Below are 13,197 nucleotides of genomic sequence, written 5' to 3' on the forward strand. Positions count from 1 at the left end.
CCCCGGCCGGTGTCCCGGTCTGCGCCTCGGCCGATGCCTCGACCGGTGCCTCGGCCTGCGTTCCGGTCCCTGTCTCGGTCATACCGCCTCCCCGGGCTCCGCGATGCGGTCGAGCTGGGCGGCGAAGAGCGTCGCGGCGCTCCTCGTGTCCAGGGGCCGGATGCCTTCCATCTCGGCCAGCACGGAGAGGTCGCCCCGGGCGGCGGCGCAGACCATCCGGTCGACGACGTCGCTCACCGCCTTGGGCTGGAGGTAGCACCTGGCGTCCTTGTGCCCCTTGACCGCGGGCCCGGGGCGGAAGACGTCGAGGGAGTCCATGACGCGCAGCCGGGAGGCCGCCTGGTCCTCCGCCTGCGCCCGGCCGTCCATCCGGGTCAGGATGACGGTCGCGGTGTAGACGCCCTCGCTGTCGCTGAGGGCGGCCAGCTCGCCGCTGAGGTAGCTGCGCAGGGCCATGCCCTTGACCGGGTGCTTGTCGTACTCCTTCTCCAGCTCCCGCCGCGCGGTGCGGGGCAGCACGCCCAGTTCCTCCTTGCGCAGGGCCTGCGCGCGGGCGCCGCCGAGTTCGACGTCGGAGCCGAACGACTGGTAGTCGGGGCCGCGGCTCCAGTCGCCGGTGCCGTAGGGCACGAGCAGCGCGGCGAGCCCCTTCGGCGCCGGGGCCTTCGCCTCGGCGGGCCTGCTGTCCGGGAAGGCGAAGGACGGCTTGCCCGGGTCGCGGTCGGCGTTGCGCACGGTGACGACGGTGGCGCCGACCCCGGCGAGGACGGCACAGGCGAGCACGGCGCCCCCGACGGCACGGGCGACCCGGCGCCGGCGACGCGGCGGGGCGAGCGGGGCGGGACGGTCGTCGCCTGACCCGCTCAAGGGGTGCGCGCCGGAGGCGGGTTCGGCGTCGGGGTTCCCGGCTCCGGGCTGCTCGGTCCCGGGGTGCTCGCTCACAGCCGCTCCATCTGCCGCTCGGCGAGATCCATGATCGTCGCCTTGGGGACCCGCTCGGTGTCGCTGACGTAGATCTCCATGACGATGTCACCGCGGTGCGCGTCGGCCGTCGCGGTGTACATGGGCTCGTACCCGGGCTCCCGGTACGGCTCGGGGTACGCGTACGCCATGCCGCTGCCGGTACCGGGGACCCGCCAGCCCTTCGGGGTGAGCCCGTCGTCGTCCCAGTACATGTCGCTCTCCTCGAAGCCGCCGCGCGCGAGGACGTCGTCCTGCCGGTACTGGACCAGCACGATCTCCGTCTGCCGGTTCCCCTGCACCCATCTGGTGACGGCGGCCCGGCGGAACCCTCCCGACATCTGCTCGCGGAAGGACGAGAAGGGATCGGCGAAGATCGAGGAGTACTCGGCGAGGTCCATCCAGCCGTCGACACCGACCACGTCGGACGTCCGGGCCCCGGCGGGCTTCTCCAGCAGCAGCTTGCGCAGGTCGCCGTCGGTCCTCACCTGCCGGTCCCGCGCGGCCGACAGCGGTTCGGGCCCCGGCCCCTTCGCCCGGGTGAGCACCGGCTGGGCCAGGGAGGGCAGCGGGGTCGGTGCGCGGTCGGCCTGCACGAGGTAGCCGACGCAGGTGCCCGCGACGACGCCGAGGACGGCGGCGCAGGCGATGAGCGAGGCGGTACGGCCGCGCCGGTGCCCGGGTCTCTCCCCGGGCTCCGCCGACGCGGACGGTTCTTCTGGTGTCGCCAAGACGTTCCCCCATGGAACACGATGTGTACGTGCGGTATGCACGCTTCACAGCAGACTCACTGGTCGCGCCGTCCGTTGCAGCGGGGAAGATTACGATTCGGTCATGGCGAAGAAGCTAGTGATCAAGGTGACGGCAGGCGCGGACTCCCCGGAACGCTGCTCGCAGGCGTTCACGGTCGCCGCGGTCGCGGTGGCGAGCGGCGTGGACGTGTCGCTGTGGCTGACGGGGGAGTCGGCGTGGTTCGCGCTGCCGGGGCGCGCGGCGGAGTTCGAACTGCCGCACGCGGCGCCGTTGCAGGACCTGCTGGGGTCGATCGTCGCCGGGGGCCGCGTCACCCTGTGCACCCAGTGCGCGGCCCGCCGGGACATCACGGAGAAGGACGTCATCGAGGGCGTCCGCATCGCGGGGGCGCAGGTCTTCGTCCAGGAGGCGGTGTCGGACGGGACGCAGGCGCTGGTCTACTGACCGGCCCCGCGCAAGCCCCCGACGAACTCCCGCCAGGCACTTACCCCGAACACGAGCGGGCCTCGCGCGGAATCCTTGCTGTCACGGACGGGGACGACGGCGAGATCATCGGCGACTTCGAGGCACGCGCCGCCGTCCTGGTTGCTGTAGCTGCTCTTTCGCCAGGCGGCGGCGCTCAGGAGGTCGACGGCGACCTCAAGGCACGCGCCGCCGTCCGAGTTGCTGTAACTGCTCTTTCGCCAGGCGGCGGCGCTCAGGAGGTCGACGGACATCTCGACGCACTCGCCACCCGTCGCGTTGCTGTAACTGCTTTTGCGCCAGGTCACGTTGCTCAGATCGACGACTCGCACAGGATCTCCTCCGCTACTCGAAGAGGTCGCCTCGCTTGACCGCACCCGCGAACACCGACCAGGCACCCACCCCGAAGACGAGAGGAGCGCGACCGACGTCCTTGCTGTCACGCACGGGGACGACAGGGAGGCTGTCAACGACTTCGAGGCACGCGCCGCCTTCTGAGTTGCTGTAGCTGCTCTTGCGCCACGTCACGCGGGTCAAGTTCAGGGTTCTCACGGCACTTCCTCCAGGATCCGCAACATGAACATCCGCGACTCGGCAGGACCCAACGCCAGGTCGCGAATTGCATCGTATCTGCGCTGCAAATCCTCAACCCTGCTTGTTTCCTCGATCAGTTCGCCACGCAGGACGTTCTCCGCGTAGGCCACCGTACGACCGTCCGGCAACCGAAGAAAGGTCACGGGGGTGTCCATCAAGCCGTGCAGCCCGGTGCCGTACGGCACCACGTACAGGGTGACGTTCGAACGCTCCGCAACCTCCAGCAGGTATCGCACCTGCTCCCGCCAATCTCGGTCACAGCGCAGCGAGTTACACAGCACAGCCTCGGACAGAATGACCCGGAACGGTGATGCGTCATCCCTCTCCAGCACCTCTCTCCGCCCCATCCGTGCCTCGACCTGCTGATCGAGTTCACCCTTCTCAAGGCCGCCCGCCCCAAGCAACTCCCTCGCGTACTGGGGCGTTTGCAGCAGCCCGTGAATGGTGCTGCCCCCGTAGTGCCACAGACTGATCGCCTCGGCCTCAAGCGCCATGTACCGCCGAAACCGCTCCTTGAACTGCATAGGGTCCGCCACCGCGACCTCCCACATTGCCAGTAGCAGGCCCGGTGTGCCGTAGAACGCGTCCAGCGCCTGGGCCACCTCCGGGCCGCCCAGGGTCGCCCCGCTCTCCAGTTTTCCGAAGAGGCTCGGGTCCCAGCCGACCGTCTCCGCCAGTTGCCGCAGGCTCAGCTCGCGTTCCGCCCGCAGGAGCCGTAACTCCTCCGCGTACCGGCGCCTGGGCTCCTGGCTCCGGCCTGTGATCACTCTTCTCGGCGGCATCTCGGCACACCCTCCCCGAAGCGTGGAACTTGTGGAACTTGCGGGCCCGGAACCGGAAGAAGCGCACGTCAACGGCGTTTCTCGGGTGCGCATGGGCCATGCTCGTTCCCACCCAAGAACACCCACAGTAATGCTGTGATCGCACTGCGTGGGCACGTTCACGTGTTGTACGGACGGAGCTGAGGCATGACGACAGAGCCCTTCGAGCCCGGCACGCTGCTCTACGACCCGGCCACCCAGAGGGTCGGCGAGTATCAGGACACCCTCGGGCGGCACGCGATGCTGCGGCCGGTCGGCGGCGGCGTCGAGTGGGAGGCCGACCCGGCGACGCTGCGCCCGCCCACCCTGGACGAACGGCTGCGCAGCGGCGTGAAGGCCGCGAACGCGCGCACCGGGCGGCAGGTGTGAGCGCGCCGGGGCCCGACGACCCCGACCGGCCGCCGCTGCCGTTCCGCAACTGTCCGACCTGCGGCGAGCTCGACCTGCGCCGGGAACGCGCACGGGCCGACTACGACCGGAGCGCGGAGACCGACGCGAACGTCCTGCTGCGCAAGCACCGGAGGGAGGCGCACGACCGGTGAGACGCGGGCGGCGGGACGACGCCTTCTGGAGCGGGGTGCTCACCCTCATCAGCGTCGGCGGCCTGGTGGCGACCCTCGTGCTGACGGCCGTCCGCCACCGGTGAGCCGGGTCCCGCCGCGCGTCGGGCCGCGCACCTGTCACGGCACTAGGGCGTGTCTGACCATGCCCGTCTGCCGCGCATGGTCAGACACGCCCTAGCGGCGGCGTTTCTTGCCGTCCAGCTCGTCCCACCACTCGTCGGACTTGGGGTCGCCGGACGGGTCGTCCCACCAGCGGTCCTCCGGCCCCCTGCGGTTCGCGACCATCGCGGCGAACGGCGGGATCACCATGGCGACGACGCACATCCCGACGGCGGCGGGGACGGACCAGATCCGGACGACGCCCCAGGCCAGGACGAACAGCCCGATGCAGATCGCCATCATCACGAAGTAGACGCGCCGTCGGCGTGCGTACATGTCTCCAGGGTAGGCCGGGGCCGTGGGGATGACACGGCGGAGGGGCCGCCCGCCGGGTGCGTGACCCGGGGACGGCCCCTCCGTGCCGCCGTGCGCGCCGTCGCTCAGACCGCGATCGCGACCTCCGCGAGGCCGCCCTGCTGGGCGACGACCGTGCGGTCGGCCGTGCCGCCGGGAACGAGGGCGCGGACGGTCCAGGTGCCCTCGGCCGCGTAGAAGCGGAACTGCCCCGTCGCGGAGGTGGGCACCTCCGCGGTGAACTCGCCCGTCGAGTCCAGCAGACGGACGTACCCCGTCACCGGCTCGCCGTCCCGCGTCACCTGACCCTGGATGGTGGTCTCACCGGGCTTGATCGTCGAGGCGTCCGGGCCGCCGGCCTTCGCTCCACACATGTCTTCGTCCTTCAGGTCGCAGCGGATGAGCTGGGGGTTACTTGGCGGCGCCGAGCTCGATCGGGACGCCGACGAGGGAGCCGTACTCGGTCCAGGAGCCGTCGTAGTTCTTGACGTTCTGCACGCCGAGCAGCTCGTGCAGCACGAACCAGGTCAGGGCGGAGCGCTCACCGATGCGGCAGTACGCGATGGTGTCCTTGGCCAGGTCGACCTGCTCGTCGACGTACAGCTCCTTCAGCTCGTCGTCCGACTTGAAGGTGCCGTCGTCGTTGGCGTTCTTCGACCACGGGATGTTGCGGGCCGAGGGGACGTGTCCCGGGCGCTGCGACTGCTCCTGCGGAAGGTGCGCGGGGGCGAGCAGCTTGCCGGAGAACTCGTCGGGCGAGCGCACGTCGACCAGGTTCTGGGTGCCGATCGCGGCGACGACGTCGTCGCGGAAGGCGCGGATCGCGGTGTTCTGCGGCTTGGCCGTGTACGCGGTCGCGGCCCGCTCGGGGACCTCCTCGACCAGCTCGCGGGCGTCCAGCTCCCACTTCTTGCGGCCGCCGTCGAGGAGCTTGACGTTGTCGTGGCCGTAGAGCTTGAAGTACCAGTAGGCGTAGGACGCGAACCAGTTGTTGTTGCCGCCGTAGAGGATCACCAGGGTGTCGTTGGCGATGCCCTTGGCGGACAGGAGCTTCTCGAAGCCCTCCTGGTCCACGAAGTCGCGGCGGACCGGGTCCTGGAGGTCCTTGGTCCAGTCGATCCGGATCGCGTTCCTGATGTGGTTCTTCTCGTAGGCGGACGTGTCCTCGTCCACCTCCACGATCGCGATGCTGGGGTCGTCCAGGTGCTCCTGGACCCAGTCGGCGTCTACGAGGACGTCGCTGCGGCTCATGGTCTTTCTCCTCCGGGGCAGTTGCGGCGGGGCGTGCGGGTGCGGGGTGGGTGCGGGGGGCTCCCGGGTCGGGGGCGGCGCGCACCGATGCCCTGAGCAGGGCGGGGGAAAGACGCGGAGGCGGAAAGAGGCCGTCCGCTCAGACAGGGCGACAGAGCATGGCGGCGACGCGGCACAGGTCGACTGCCCGCCGCTTCGTGAGATCCGCCTGTCGCTTCATGGTCCCGATCGTAGGGACGGACAGCGGGACATGCCACCGTCGTGTCGTATTTTGAGACACGATTGTCCGGCATGTGAGAAGGGTGCGGAAAACCGGTTCTCCCGGATCCGGACCCACCTACCCGGCCAGCTTGACGTCCGAACCCTTCACGGTGATCTCCACGCCGTTCCTGCCCGCCTCGACCTTGTCGAGGCGGATCCCGCCGGGCAGCCCGTCGATCCGCTGCTGGAAGTCGGTGATGGAGCGGATGGTCCGCTCGGCCAGCTCGATCGAGCCGAACTTGGGCAGCGCGTCGGCGTGCACCTTCACCTGGTCGCCCTCGACGGCCACCGTGCTCATCACGTACAGCGGTCCGGGCACCTGCACCCCGAGGATCGTCGCCTTCAGGGCGACCTTGATCTTGCCGCCACCGCCGTCGGAGAGGCCGACCACCTGCGCGGTGGCGCCCGGCGCGACCTGGGTCGGCTGTGACTTCGCCGTCTTCAGCAGCTCGGCGTAGGTGACGCGCGCGGTGCCGGTGGCGTCGGCCGCCGTCGCGGAGCTGTAGTCGCCGGAGAACTCGACGTCCTTCATCCGCGCCCGCAGGTCCTCGATCCGGATGGACGACGGCGCGCTGTCACCGGCGGAGGCGCCGGTGGCCGCGTCGTACTCGTCGATCCCGATGGCGACGTCGTCCAGCGTCCCGGTCGCGACCTGGGTGAGGAACGGGAAGCCCGCGATCGTCACGTCCGGCGTGGCCGACAGGTTCTCGCTGTTCTTGAGCCGGTCGGCGACCTCGCCCTCGGCGAAGTGCAGCGCGAGCCGGTCCGCGAGCACGAACAGGCCCCCCAGGACCACGACGACGATCAGAAGTGTGCGCAGGGCACGCATGCGGTGTTCCCCCACCTCGGCGGTCGACGACGGTTCGGTTCCCCGTCGTCCGGATGTCCGTCCTGCGCGAGACTAACCCGGGGCCGGGGCAGGACCGGAACTTTGTCGATCAGCTGTGACAACCGGCCCGGTCCCCTTATCCCAGGGCTCGTCCCAGAACGTACACACACGGTGCCGCGGCGGTCAGCGGCAGCGCGACACCGGCGGTGAAGTGCACGAACCGCGACGGGTAGTCGTAGCTGGCCACCCGGTGCCCGATCAGCGCGCAGACCGCCGCGCCCGCGCCGAGCAGCGCGCCCTTCGCGCCGAGGTCTGTCAGCTGCCCGACGGCGATCCCCGCGCCCGCCGCCGCCAGCAGCGAGACGATCACGGAGGCCGGGGTCGGCAGCGGCAGCGCGCGGGCCAGCAGCGCCACCGCGACCGCGGCGCCGCCGACCGACACCGCGTGCGGCTCGGCACCCAGGTACCCGGCGGCCATGATCGCCAGCGCGGCCGAGGTGACGGTGGCCATCAGGCCGTACATCCGCTCGTCCGGGTCGGCGTGCGAGCGGAGCTGGAGGACGAGGGTGAGCAGGACCCAGACGCCGATGGTGCCGAGGATCGCCGCGGGGGCGTTGGAGCGGCCCGCCGCGAACAGGGCCGCGTCCGCGACCAGCGCGCCGAGGAAGGCGAGGGCGATGCCCTGGCGGGCGGGCCACATGCCGTTGAGCCGGAACCATCCGGCCGCGGTGAGGCCCTGGAGGGCGACCAGCGGCACGACCAGCGCCCAGGAGCCGACGGCGGCCGTCCCCGCGAGCAGCAGTCCGAGCAGCGCGGTGAGCGCGGCGGGCTGCATGCCGGGTTCGATGACCGGCGACCGGCCTTCGAGGCGGGCCCGCTGCGCGTCCGTCACCCGGGCGTTGCCCGCGAGGGTCGCGGGACCGTACCCGGCGCCGGGAGCGGCCGGGGCGGCGGCGGGCGCGGCGGCCCCGGCGGCTGGCGCGGCGGCGAACGCGGGCGCGGGCTCCCCGCCGGGCGCGGGCGCCGGCCACGCCTGCTGACCCTGCTGCGGCTGCTGGGGGTACTGCGGCTGGGGGTACTGCTGCTGGGCGTGGTGGGCCGCAGGCGCCTGGTACGCCTGCTGGGGCTGCTGGTACGCCTGGTGGGGCGGGTGGCCCTGGCTCTGGTTCTCCGCCGGGAGCGGTGTCCCCGTCACCCCGTACTGCCGCGGGGGCTGGTGGCCGAGCGCGGGGTCGCCCACCGCGGCGATCGGGGGCTGGAGCTGGGTGTCCCAGGTCTGCCCCTGCCACTGCTGGGCCTGCTGCGGCTCGGCGTGCGGGTCGCCGGGGCCCTGCTGCCCCTGGTACCCCTGCCACGCCTGCTGCTGTTGCTGCTGCTGTTGCTGTTGCTGTTGCTGCTGGTACGGGTCGTAAGCGCCCTCGTACGGCCCGTCGTACGGCTGGTTGGTCATCCTCACCCTCCTGCGAACGGCGGGAGGACCTCGACCGTCCCGCCGTCGGCCAGCGGTACCGTCTCATGCCCGCGGGTTCCCACGGGGTCACCGTCGATCAGGAACGAGCATCGCCGCAGTACGCGGGTGAGTTCGCCGGGGTGTCGCGCGCGCACCGCCGCCAGCGCGTCGGCGAGGGTGGCCGCGTCGAACGGCTCCTCGGCGACCCCGGCCGCGGCCTTCGCGGCGGCCCAGTAGCGCACCGTGACCTCTGGCATCGGTCCCTCGATCGATCGGGTGTCGTACGGACGTACAACGGACGTACCCGCGTCCCAGGCTAGCCCGCCCGCCGCACCGCCCAGTCCCCGATCCGGGCCAGCAGGCCGTCACCGGCCGCGTGCTCGGCGTGCCCCATGCCCGGCTCGACCCAGAGTTCGCCGTGGTCACCGGCGGCGGAGGCCAGCATCCTGGGGTGGTCGAGGGGGAAGTAGCCGTCCCGGTCGCCGTGCACGATCAGCAGCGGGGCGGGCGCGATCCGGGCCGCCGCCGCGGTCGGGGAGAGCGGCACCGGGTCCCAGTCGCGGTGGTGGATGCGGGTGCGCAGCCCGTAGCGGCCGACCAGCCTGCCCTCGGGCCGGGTCACCAGCCAGTGCAGCCGCCGCATCGGCGCGGTGCCCCGGTAGTACCAGCGGGCCGGAGAGCTGACCGAGACCACCGCGTCCGCCCCGCCGCGCAGCGCCGCGTGCCGCAGCACCACCGAGCCGCCCATGGAGAAGCCGACGGTGACCACGCGCGCGTGCCCCCGCTCCCTGGCCCAGGCGACCGCGGCCGCCAGGTCGAGGACCTCGCGGTCGCCGACGGTGGATCGCCCGCCGGAGTCGCCGTGGCCCCTAAAGGAGAAGGTGACGACGGCGCCGTACCGGGCGAGGACCTCCGCCACCCTTCGAACGTGCGGTCGCGCCAGATCGCCGGTGAAGCCGTGGGCGACGACGAACACCAGGTCACCGGAGGGTGGCCGGGAGGCGTCGTATACGACCAGCGGGGGTTCGTATACGGAATCGATCGTCACTCCGTCGTCGGTGCGCAGAAACGTCCGCAAACGTGCGCCTCTGGCCGTCTCGGGATTCGGACGGACCATGGAACGCGCCACACGACCTGCCGGGCCAGTGCTCATGTCGGCTATTCTGCTGGGCAGAGGACTCGGGCAGTGAAGCCCCCGGGTCCTTTTGTGCTTTCGGAAGCGTTGTATACGAAGCGGGAAACCGCAGGTGTACGGAGCCCCCGGGATCGCAGAGCCACTGCCGTACCGCACCTGTCCTCGCAGGGACCGAGGAGGAACCAGACGTATGAGTTCTCTGCTGCTCCTGACCAACGCCCTCCAGCCGTCCACGGAGGTGCTCCCCGCGCTCGGCCTGCTCCTGCACTCCGTGCGGGTCGCACCGGCGGAGGGACCCGCCCTCGTCGACACCCCGGGTGCCGACGTCATCCTCATCGACGGGCGCCGCGACCTCCCCCAGGTGCGCAGCCTCTGCCAGCTGCTGCGCTCCACCGGCCCCGGCTGCCCCCTGGTCCTCGTCGTCACCGAGGGCGGCCTCGCCGCCGTCACCGCCGACTGGGGCATCGACGACGTCCTGCTCGACACCGCCGGTCCCGCCGAGGTCGAGGCCCGGCTGCGGCTCGCCATGGGCAGGCAGCAGATCGTCAACGACGACTCCCCGATGGAGATCCGCAACGGCGACCTGTCGGTCGACGAGGCCACGTACAGCGCCAAGCTCAAGGGCCGGGTCCTGGACCTGACCTTCAAGGAGTTCGAGCTCCTGAAGTACCTCGCCCAGCACCCGGGCCGGGTCTTCACCCGCGCCCAGCTCCTCCAGGAGGTCTGGGGCTACGACTACTTCGGCGGCACCCGGACCGTGGACGTGCACGTACGGCGGCTGCGCGCCAAGCTCGGCCCGGAGCACGAGTCGCTGATCGGGACCGTCCGCAACGTGGGTTATCGATTCGTTACCCCGGAGAAGGGCGAGCGCTCCGGCGGCGAGACCAAGGCCAAGGCGACCCACCCAAAGACGGCGGACCGGGACGAGACGGTCGCTCCGGACAGCGTCGAGGCACACGCCGAGGCGTGAGGCCCGCCGGACGGGGCACCGCCCGGGTCGGGCGGGCCGTGAGGAAGGTCTCTCACGCCCTGCCCGGCGCGGGTCTCTCCGCGTAGACTCCGCGCGTGCCCAAGGTGACTAGGGATGACGTGGCGCGGCTGGCAGGGACGTCGACTGCCGTCGTCAGCTATGTCATCAACAACGGACCCCGGCCGGTCGCACCGGCCACGCGCGAGCGTGTCCTCGCCGCGATCAAGGAACTGGGGTACCGGCCGGACCGGGTCGCGCAGGCCATGGCCTCCCGGCGCACCGACCTCATAGGGCTGATCGTCCCGGACGCCCGCCAGCCCTTCTTCGGGGAGATGGCGCACGCCGTCGAACAGGCCGCCTCCGAGCGCGGCAAGATGGTCCTGGTCGGCAACTCCGACTACATCGCCGAGCGCGAGGTCCACTATCTGCGGGCCTTCCTCGGGATGCGGGTCTCCGGACTGATCCTGGTCAGCCACGCCCTCAACGACCTGGCCGCCGCCGAGATCGACGCCTGGGACGCCCGGGTGGTGCTGCTGCACGAGCGGCCCGAGGCCATCGACGACGTCGCCGTCGTCACCGACGACCTGGGCGGCGCGCAGCTCGCCGTCCGCCACCTCCTGGAGCACGGCTACCCGTACGTGGCCTGCATGGGCGGCACCGCCGACACCCCCGCCGTCGGCGACCCGGTCTCCGACCACGTCGAGGGCTGGAAGCGCGCGATGGACGAGGCCGGGCTGCCCACCGAGGGACGGCTCTACGAGGCGCCGTACAACCGCTACGACGCCTACAAGGTCGCCCTCGAGGTGCTGGCCGGGCCCGACCGCCCGCCCGCGTTCTTCTGCTCCACCGACGACCAGGCGATCGGGCTGCTGCGCGCGGCCCGCGAACTGCGCATCGACGTGCCGGGGCAGCTCGCGGTGGCCGGGTTCGACGACATCAAGGAAGCGGCGCTCGCCGACCCGCCGCTGACCACCGTCGCCTCCGACCGGCCCGCGATGGCCCGCGCCGCCGTCGACCTGGTCCTGGACGACGGGCTGCGGGTCGCGGGGTCGCGGCGCGAGCGCCTGAAGACGTTCCCCTCGCGGCTCGTGCTGCGCTCCTCCTGCGGCTGCCGCTGACGGTCGCGCCCCGGCGCCCCGACGGCGCCGGATGAAGGCTTTCTGAGAGCCGGTCACGACCGGCGAGAGCGGCCTTTACATCGGGCGAACAAGGTTCTGCCGGGCTTCTCAGCGGGCGCTCAGGAACCTCTCATGGTCGGGCGACAAGCTCGTTCCCATGACCGAGAGCTTCCGCCGCAGCGGCGAGGACGAGCGCTCCCAGCAGGGCGCCGAGCAGCAGCACAGCCAGCAGCACGCCTCCTCCCCCGTGCACCCCGAGTGGCCGCCCCCGCCGGCCCACCGGCCCGCGCAGACCCCGGGGTACGACACCGCGTACCCGGCGGCGGCCCCCGGACAGGGCGGACACCCCGGCCAGGCCGCGTACACCGGTCAGGGCACCCACCCGGGCCAGGGCGCGTGGGGCGCGCAGGGCGAGAACGCGCAGGCCGCGTGGGGCGCGCAGAGCGAGAACGGGCAAGGCGCGTGGGGCGGGCAGGGTGACGGCGGGCACGGCGGCGGCGACACCGCGCTGCTCGCGCCGCCCGCGGGTCCGCCCGCCAGGCCCCGGCGGACGCGGGGGCCCCTCGCCCTCCTGGCCGCCGTCGCCATCGTGGCCGCGGCCGTCGGCGGCGGCACCGCCTACGCCTTCCAGGAGCTGACCGGCAGCGACACCGTCGCCACCAGTTCCACCGGCACCAGCGTGGTGCCCTCCAGCAAGAAGGGCGACATCGCGGCCGTCGCCGCCGCCGTCAGCCCGAGCATCGTCGAGATCAACGCCACCTCGAACGCCGGTGAGTCCACCGGGTCCGGCGTGATCATCACCAGCGACGGCGAGATCGTCACCAACAACCACGTCGTCTCCGGCGCCTCCACCATCAAGGTGCGCACCAGCGACGGCAAGAGCTACACCGCCAAGGTCGTCGGCACCGACAGCAAGAAGGACCTGGCTCTGATCAAGCTGGAGAACGCCTCCGGCCTCAAGACCGCCACCCTCGGCGACTCCGCCGGGCTCCAGGTCGGCGACACCGTCGTGGCCATCGGCTCCCCCGAGGGCCTGACCGGCACCGTCACCAGCGGCATCGTCTCCGCCCTCGACCGGGACGTCACCGTCTCCACCGACGAGAGCCAGAGCCAGGGCCAGAGCGGTCAGGGCGGCGGCGGACAGTGGCCGTTCGAGTTCGGCGGCCGCCAGTTCAACGGCGACACCGGCTCCTCCACCACCACGTACAAGGCGATCCAGACCGACGCCTCGCTCAACCCGGGCAACTCCGGCGGCGCCCTGATCGACATGAACGGCAACATCATCGGCATCAACTCCGCGATGTACTCGGCCAGTTCGTCCAGCTCCTCGTCCTCGTCCGACGCCGGGAGCGTCGGCCTCGGCTTCGCCATCCCCGTCAACACCGTCAAGTCCGACCTGGCCTCGCTGCGGGCCGGCGGATCCGACAGCTGAACCCGTCACCACCGGCACCAGGGAGCACGACATGATCCAGCAGGTATCCCACCAGGTCACCGGCTCCGGCCCGGCCGCGCTCGCCCTGGCCCTCGAAGTGGCGCACGCGCTGCACGCGCCCACCGTCCGGCGGGCCCCCGAGGTC

18 protein-coding genes and 1 pseudogene are annotated in these 13,197 nt (G+C 71.8%); 6 read left to right on the forward strand and 13 right to left on the reverse strand.

The window, feature by feature from the left end; translation table 11 throughout:
* Positions 1–78: 78 nt before the first annotated feature.
* Entirely contained in the window at positions 79–942 is an 864-nt protein-coding gene (locus GA0115242_RS34935; protein WP_256089828.1) for a hypothetical protein, read from the reverse strand.
* Positions 939–1,691, reverse strand: coding sequence for a hypothetical protein (locus GA0115242_RS34940; RefSeq protein WP_093835674.1), 753 nt, complete (start codon positions 1,689–1,691; stop codon positions 939–941). Before GA0115242_RS34940 ends, GA0115242_RS34935 begins: the two co-directional genes overlap by 4 nt.
* A 103-nt stretch (positions 1,692–1,794) precedes the next feature.
* On the opposite strand from GA0115242_RS34940, the gene GA0115242_RS34945 reads away from it, so the two are divergent.
* Positions 1,795–2,157: a DsrE family protein gene (locus GA0115242_RS34945; protein ID WP_093835675.1), complete on the forward strand. Its 363-nt coding sequence runs from the start codon at positions 1,795–1,797 to the stop codon at positions 2,155–2,157.
* Here GA0115242_RS34945 and GA0115242_RS34950 read toward each other — a convergent pair.
* The 4 genes and pseudogenes from GA0115242_RS34950 to GA0115242_RS34960 form a co-directional block, all read right to left on the reverse strand.
* Positions 2,151–2,429, reverse strand: coding sequence for a DUF397 domain-containing protein (locus tag GA0115242_RS34950; protein WP_370672342.1), 279 nt, complete (start codon positions 2,427–2,429; stop codon positions 2,151–2,153). The two genes, GA0115242_RS34945 and GA0115242_RS34950, sit on opposite strands and share 7 nt — an antisense overlap.
* A 21-nt stretch (positions 2,430–2,450) precedes the next feature.
* Positions 2,451–2,573, reverse strand: a pseudogene (locus tag GA0115242_RS42620) (hypothetical protein); the annotation flags it as partial.
* Entirely contained in the window at positions 2,521–2,727 is a 207-nt protein-coding gene (locus GA0115242_RS34955; RefSeq protein ID WP_093835677.1) for a DUF397 domain-containing protein, read from the reverse strand. The gene GA0115242_RS34955 and the pseudogene GA0115242_RS42620, both read right to left, overlap by 53 nt.
* Positions 2,724–3,551 carry a helix-turn-helix domain-containing protein gene (locus tag GA0115242_RS34960; RefSeq protein WP_093835678.1) on the reverse strand — a complete coding sequence of 276 codons (828 nt, stop codon included), beginning with the start codon at positions 3,549–3,551 and terminating at the stop codon, positions 2,724–2,726. The genes GA0115242_RS34955 and GA0115242_RS34960 overlap by 4 nt, the downstream gene beginning before the upstream one ends.
* A 186-nt stretch (positions 3,552–3,737) precedes the next feature.
* On the opposite strand from GA0115242_RS34960, the gene GA0115242_RS42625 reads away from it, so the two are divergent.
* Positions 3,738–3,959 (forward strand): hypothetical protein, encoded by a 222-nt coding sequence (locus GA0115242_RS42625; RefSeq protein WP_311638771.1) that lies wholly within the window; start codon positions 3,738–3,740, stop codon positions 3,957–3,959.
* Positions 3,956–4,132, forward strand: coding sequence for a hypothetical protein (locus GA0115242_RS42630; protein ID WP_311638772.1), 177 nt, complete (start codon positions 3,956–3,958; stop codon positions 4,130–4,132). The genes GA0115242_RS42625 and GA0115242_RS42630 overlap by 4 nt, the downstream gene beginning before the upstream one ends.
* A gap of 195 nt (positions 4,133–4,327) precedes the next feature.
* On the opposite strand, the gene GA0115242_RS34970 is transcribed toward GA0115242_RS42630, so the two are convergent.
* The 7 genes from GA0115242_RS34970 to GA0115242_RS35000 all read right to left on the reverse strand — a co-directional run bounded on the left by GA0115242_RS34970 (position 4,328) and on the right by GA0115242_RS35000 (position 9,550).
* Entirely contained in the window at positions 4,328–4,618 is a 291-nt protein-coding gene (locus GA0115242_RS34970; protein WP_093835679.1) for a DUF3099 domain-containing protein, read from the reverse strand.
* 74 nt (positions 4,619–4,692) lie between these two features.
* Positions 4,693–4,980, reverse strand: a complete 288-nt coding sequence (locus GA0115242_RS34975; RefSeq protein ID WP_004986406.1) for a DUF1416 domain-containing protein — start codon at positions 4,978–4,980, stop codon at positions 4,693–4,695.
* 37 nt (positions 4,981–5,017) lie between these two features.
* Entirely contained in the window at positions 5,018–5,857 is an 840-nt protein-coding gene (locus GA0115242_RS34980; protein WP_093835680.1) for a sulfurtransferase, read from the reverse strand.
* 337 nt (positions 5,858–6,194) lie between these two features.
* Positions 6,195–6,947, reverse strand: coding sequence for an LmeA family phospholipid-binding protein (locus tag GA0115242_RS34985; protein WP_093835681.1), 753 nt, complete (start codon positions 6,945–6,947; stop codon positions 6,195–6,197).
* 136 nt (positions 6,948–7,083) lie between these two features.
* Positions 7,084–8,397, reverse strand: a complete 1,314-nt coding sequence (locus tag GA0115242_RS34990) for a hypothetical protein (RefSeq protein ID WP_093835682.1) — start codon at positions 8,395–8,397, stop codon at positions 7,084–7,086.
* Positions 8,398–8,399: 2 nt separating this feature from the next.
* The gene (locus GA0115242_RS34995; protein ID WP_093835683.1) at positions 8,400–8,654 is read right to left on the reverse strand and encodes a MoaD/ThiS family protein; all 255 of its coding nucleotides are present in this window, start codon (positions 8,652–8,654) and stop codon (positions 8,400–8,402) included.
* A 59-nt stretch (positions 8,655–8,713) separates the two neighbouring features.
* Positions 8,714–9,550 (reverse strand): alpha/beta hydrolase, encoded by an 837-nt coding sequence (locus GA0115242_RS35000; protein WP_093835684.1) that lies wholly within the window; start codon positions 9,548–9,550, stop codon positions 8,714–8,716.
* A 172-nt stretch (positions 9,551–9,722) separates the two neighbouring features.
* On the opposite strand from GA0115242_RS35000, the gene GA0115242_RS35005 reads away from it, so the two are divergent.
* From GA0115242_RS35005 to GA0115242_RS35015, 3 genes are all read left to right on the forward strand, one after another.
* Positions 9,723–10,502 carry a response regulator transcription factor gene (locus GA0115242_RS35005; RefSeq protein ID WP_093835685.1) on the forward strand — a complete coding sequence of 260 codons (780 nt, stop codon included), beginning with the start codon at positions 9,723–9,725 and terminating at the stop codon, positions 10,500–10,502.
* A 95-nt stretch (positions 10,503–10,597) separates the two neighbouring features.
* On the forward strand, positions 10,598–11,620 hold the full coding sequence (locus GA0115242_RS35010) for a LacI family DNA-binding transcriptional regulator (RefSeq protein WP_093835686.1): 1,023 nt from the start codon (positions 10,598–10,600) through the stop codon (positions 11,618–11,620).
* A gap of 157 nt (positions 11,621–11,777) precedes the next feature.
* Positions 11,778–13,052 carry a S1C family serine protease gene (locus GA0115242_RS35015; protein ID WP_093835687.1) on the forward strand — a complete coding sequence of 425 codons (1,275 nt, stop codon included), beginning with the start codon at positions 11,778–11,780 and terminating at the stop codon, positions 13,050–13,052.
* Positions 13,053–13,197 lie beyond the last annotated feature (145 nt).

This window comes from Streptomyces sp. SolWspMP-5a-2, assembly GCF_900091845.1.
Lineage (GTDB): Bacteria > Actinomycetota > Actinomycetes > Streptomycetales > Streptomycetaceae > Streptomyces > Streptomyces doudnae.

Coding starts and splice junctions, on each gene's coding strand:
- GA0115242_RS34945 (WP_093835675.1), top strand. CDS start 1,795: ATGGCGAAGAAGCTAGTGATCAAGGTGACGGCAGGCGCGGACTCCCCG.
- GA0115242_RS34950 (WP_370672342.1), bottom strand. CDS start 2,429: ATGTCCGTCGACCTCCTGAGCGCCGCCGCCTGGCGAAAGAGCAGTTAC.
- GA0115242_RS34960 (WP_093835678.1), bottom strand. CDS start 3,551: ATGCCGCCGAGAAGAGTGATCACAGGCCGGAGCCAGGAGCCCAGGCGC.
- GA0115242_RS42625 (WP_311638771.1), top strand. CDS start 3,738: ATGACGACAGAGCCCTTCGAGCCCGGCACGCTGCTCTACGACCCGGCC.
- GA0115242_RS34975 (WP_004986406.1), bottom strand. CDS start 4,980: ATGTGTGGAGCGAAGGCCGGCGGCCCGGACGCCTCGACGATCAAGCCC.
- GA0115242_RS34980 (WP_093835680.1), bottom strand. CDS start 5,857: ATGAGCCGCAGCGACGTCCTCGTAGACGCCGACTGGGTCCAGGAGCAC.
- GA0115242_RS34985 (WP_093835681.1), bottom strand. CDS start 6,947: ATGCGTGCCCTGCGCACACTTCTGATCGTCGTCGTGGTCCTGGGGGGC.
- GA0115242_RS34990 (WP_093835682.1), bottom strand. CDS start 8,397: ATGACCAACCAGCCGTACGACGGGCCGTACGAGGGCGCTTACGACCCG.
- GA0115242_RS34995 (WP_093835683.1), bottom strand. CDS start 8,654: ATGCCAGAGGTCACGGTGCGCTACTGGGCCGCCGCGAAGGCCGCGGCC.
- GA0115242_RS35000 (WP_093835684.1), bottom strand. CDS start 9,550: ATGAGCACTGGCCCGGCAGGTCGTGTGGCGCGTTCCATGGTCCGTCCG.
- GA0115242_RS35005 (WP_093835685.1), top strand. CDS start 9,723: ATGAGTTCTCTGCTGCTCCTGACCAACGCCCTCCAGCCGTCCACGGAG.
- GA0115242_RS35015 (WP_093835687.1), top strand. CDS start 11,778: ATGACCGAGAGCTTCCGCCGCAGCGGCGAGGACGAGCGCTCCCAGCAG.